The sequence below is a fragment of the Roseateles sp. P5_E11 genome (assembly GCF_054049355.1).
Genome location: NZ_JBFUMO010000556.1, coordinates 1 through 3,773, shown reverse-complemented (window position 1 = coordinate 3,773; position 3,773 = coordinate 1). Strand labels below are relative to the sequence as shown.

Here is a 3,773-nt window from a genome sequence, read left to right as displayed (position 1 = left end):
TCGTAGAGCTGGGCGATCGAATCGCTTGGGGCGCGCAGTGCGTCCAGCAGCATGCGGCCTTCGACGCCGAGGTCGCCGCTGAGATGGCCGTCGAAACGCTTGGTCAGGAAGCCCGCGGCGCGCGACGCGATGTTGATGAACTTGCCGACCAGGTCGCTGTTGACGCGGGCCGCGAAGTCCTCGGGGTTGAAGTCGATGTCCTCGACCTTGGCATTGAGCTTGGCGGCGATGTAGTAGCGCAGCCACTCGGCGTTCAGGCCGAGAGCGAGGTACTTCAGCGGGTCCAGGCCGGTGCCGCGGCTCTTGCTCATCTTCTCGCCGCCGTTGACGGTCATGAAGCCGTGCACGAAGACGTGGTTGGGGGTCTTCCGCGGCACGTAGGTGCCGTCGGCCAGATGCTTGCCGCTGAAATGCAGCATCGCCGGCCAGAACAGCGTGTGGAAGTAGGTGATGTCCTTGCCGATGAAGTGGATCTGCTCCACCGACGGGTCGGCCATGAACGCGTCGTAGTCCCTGCCAGTCTTGCCGAAGTAATTCTTCAGCGAGGCCAGGTAGCCGATGGGCGCGTCCAGCCAGACATAGAAATACTTGCCCGGCGCATCGGGGATCTCGATGCCGAAATAAGGCGCGTCGCGGCTGATGTCCCAGTCGCTGAGCTTGTTGTTGCCATCCTCGTCGGTCTCGAACCACTCGCGAATCTTGTTCAGCACCTCGGGCTGCAGCCGGCCTGCCTCTTGGGTCCATTGCGTCAGGAAGCCGACGCAGCGAGGGTCGCTCAACTTGAAGAAGTAGTGCTCGCTGGTCTTGAGCACCGGCGTCGCGCCGGACAGCACCGAGTAAGGGTTCTTCAGCTCGGTGGGCGCATAGACGGCGCCGCAGACCTCGCAGGAGTCGCCGTACTGGTCCTTCGCGCCGCATTTGGGGCACTCGCCCTTGATGAAGCGGTCCGGCAGGAACATCGACTTGGCCGGGTCGAAGAATTGCTCGATGGTCTTGGTCGAGATCAGCTCGTTGTGGCGCAACGCGAGATAGACGGCCTTGGACAGCTCGTGGTTCTCTGGTCCGTCGGTCGAATGCCAGTTGTCGAAGCTGATGTGAAAGCCGTCGAGGTATTGCTTGCGGCCGGCGGCAATGCCGGCGACGAAGTCCTGCGGCGTCTTTCCGGCCTTCTCGGCCGAAATCATGATCGGCGCGCCGTGGGCGTCGTCCGCACAGACGAAGTGCACTTCGTGGCCCGCCATGCGCTGGAAGCGCACCCAGGTGTCGGCCTGGGTGTACTCCATGATGTGGCCGATGTGGAAACCGGCGTTCGCATAGGGTAGGGCGGTGGTGACGAAGAGCTGGCGGGGCATGGGCGCTGGGAACGGAGCTGGCGGGCGGAACTGCGGATTCTAGGTTTGCGGGTCAACGGGGGCGGCCGGGTCGGCTGCGGCCTCGCCATCGGCCTGAGGCTCATCGGGGGCGTCGGGTTCGTCGGGCTTGCCGCTGATCTTGCGCTGGCGCTTTTCCTCGGCCTTGCGCTTCTTGGCCAGCTCGCGCTGGCGTTTTTCATAGCTGTAGTTCGGGGTAGCCAAAATGGACTCTCCTTGAGGTGGTCGGCCCAATGTAGCTTGCGATGGCGCGTTGAGCGCTTCCAAGTTGCAGCCGAAAGCTCCACAGCGCCTCAAGGACCTCGCTTAAGTCACTGATTTGTAACGCTTCTGAAAGCTATCCACCGAGTCTGTGGAAAACTTTGTGGAGAACCCGCCGCCATCGCAGCCAAGCCCTTATGGAATGCGGGTCCGCTTAGGTTGCTCAATTTCTAGGCACCCTCGGTTCGCTTATATGAATCAATAACTTAGCGGAATGGCGGGGCGAGCTCACGGGCCAGGGGGCATGAGGGCTGGCGGGGCTTGACGCCTTCCAGATTTGGGGATAAGTCAAGGCACCAAGTGCGGATGTCACGGTTTGGAAGGACATTTCGACGCGCTTTGTCCCCGTCTGCTGTGGACAAGTCTGTGGGCCGGCTGACGACAGCGGCGCTAAGTGCTTGATCGGCCAGCCGGCCGCCCGCAATGCCCGTTTTTGAGGCGCCATCGCGAGTGCCGCCTGGGGGCAGCCCCAACAGGCAAGGCGGGGGTGGCGGCTAAACTCGCGCCCTTTTGAACGGGCGGCAGCGGCGCAATGGCGGATTTGACGAGGGAAAGTGGCGGACGCGGCAAGAGCGCAGCGCGCGCCGGCACTTTCGAATTGAAGTCGCGCCGCTTCAGCCTGCTGGGCCTGGTGCTGCACAGCGCCGACATGGCCGAGCTGGCCGCCGACTGGGCCCAGCGCGCGGGCGCCGGCGGCTTCGAGCATGAGCCCGTTGTCATCGACTTGAGCCAGCTGGCGCGTGCGCCGGCCACCGTGGCCGCGCCGGTCGAAGGCCAGGCACCGTTGGCCCTGGACGGGCCGGCACCGGTTGATTTGCGGGCGATCGTCGAGCTGCTGCGCAACAGCCAGCTGCAGCCAGTGGCCGTGGCCGGTGCGACGGCCGAGGAGCTGGCCGCGGCGCATGAGCTGGGCCTGGCCGACGCGGCCGACGAGCCGATGGGTGAACGCAGTGCCGCGCCGGCCGAGACAGTGCGTGAGGTGGTTCGTGAGATCACCGTCGAAAAGATCATCGAGAAGCCCGCCGCACCTGCGCCGACCCTGGTCATCGACAAGCCGCTGCGCTCCGGCCAGCGCATCTATGCCAAGGGCGGCGACCTCGTCGTGCTGGCGCTGGTGAACCACGGCGCCGAAGTCATCGCCGATGGCAGCGTGCATGTCTACGCACCGCTGCGCGGCAAGGCCATCGCCGGCGCGCGCGGCGACACGTCGGCCCGCATCTATGCCCACAGCCTGGAGGCGGAGCTGCTGTCGATTGCCGGCATCTACCGCACGACCGAGAACCCGCTGCCGGCCGACGTGGCGGGCAAGCCGGCCCAGGTCCTGCTCGATGGCGAGAAGCTGCTGATGCTGCCACTCGCCCTCTGAAGTGCTCTGAACCCGATTGAACTGAACGAACAGGAAAGCTCCAGATGACCAAGATCGTCGTCGTCACCTCCGGCAAGGGCGGGGTCGGCAAGACCACCACCAGCGCGAGCTTCGCCACCGGCCTCGCGATGCGCGGCCACAAGACCTGCGTCATCGACTTCGATGTTGGCCTGCGCAACCTTGACCTCATCATGGGCGTCGAGCGCCGTGTGGTGTATGACCTCATCAACGTCGTCAACGAAGAGATCAAGCTGACGCAGGCCCTCATCAAGGACAAGCAGCTTGACAAGCTCTACATCCTGGCCGCCTCGCAGACGCGCGACAAGGATGCGCTGAAGCAGGAAGGCGTCGAGCGCGTGCTCAACGAGCTCAAGGCGATGGAGTTCGACTTCATCGTCTGCGACTCGCCGGCCGGCATCGAGACCGGTGCGCTGATGGCCATGCACTACGCCGACGAGGCACTGGTGGTGACCAATCCCGAGGTCTCGTCGGTGCGCGACAGCGACCGCATCCTCGGCATGCTGAGCAGCAAGACCAAGCGCGCCATCGAAGGCGGCGAGCCCGTGAAGGAGCACCTGCTCATCACGCGCTATAACCCGAACCGGGTCGAGGGCGGCCAGATGCTGAGCCTGGACGACATCCACGAGATCCTGCGCACGCCGCTGATCGGCGTCATCCCCGAGAGCGAGAGCGTGCTGCAGGCCTCCAACCAGGGCACGCCGGCCATCCACCTGGCCGAGACCGACGTGGCCGAGGCCTACAAGGACGTCGTTGCC

At 64.7% G+C, this 3,773-nt stretch carries 4 protein-coding genes; 2 read left to right on the top strand and 2 right to left on the bottom strand.

The genetic code is table 11. The features are described 5' to 3' along the window. Positions 1-1,352 (bottom strand): methionine--tRNA ligase (gene metG, locus ACXJKR_RS26850; RefSeq protein ID WP_457325413.1); only part of this gene is annotated, 1,352 nt, incomplete at its 3' end. Positions 1,353-1,391: 39 nt separating this feature from the next. Then, complete coding sequence (locus ACXJKR_RS26845; RefSeq protein ID WP_056199090.1) at positions 1,392-1,574, bottom strand: hypothetical protein; 183 nt, start codon at positions 1,572-1,574, stop codon at positions 1,392-1,394. Positions 1,575-2,163: 589 nt separating this feature from the next. On the opposite strand from ACXJKR_RS26845, the gene minC reads away from it, so the two are divergent. Next, positions 2,164-2,997: a septum site-determining protein MinC gene (minC, locus tag ACXJKR_RS26840; protein WP_056199088.1), complete on the top strand. Its 834-nt coding sequence runs from the start codon at positions 2,164-2,166 to the stop codon at positions 2,995-2,997. Positions 2,998-3,041: 44 nt separating this feature from the next. Next, positions 3,042-3,773 (top strand): septum site-determining protein MinD (gene minD / locus ACXJKR_RS26835; protein WP_457325412.1); only part of this gene is annotated, 732 nt, incomplete at its 3' end.

Coding starts and splice junctions, on each gene's coding strand:
- minC (WP_056199088.1), top strand. CDS start 2,164: ATGGCGGATTTGACGAGGGAAAGTGGCGGACGCGGCAAGAGCGCAGCG.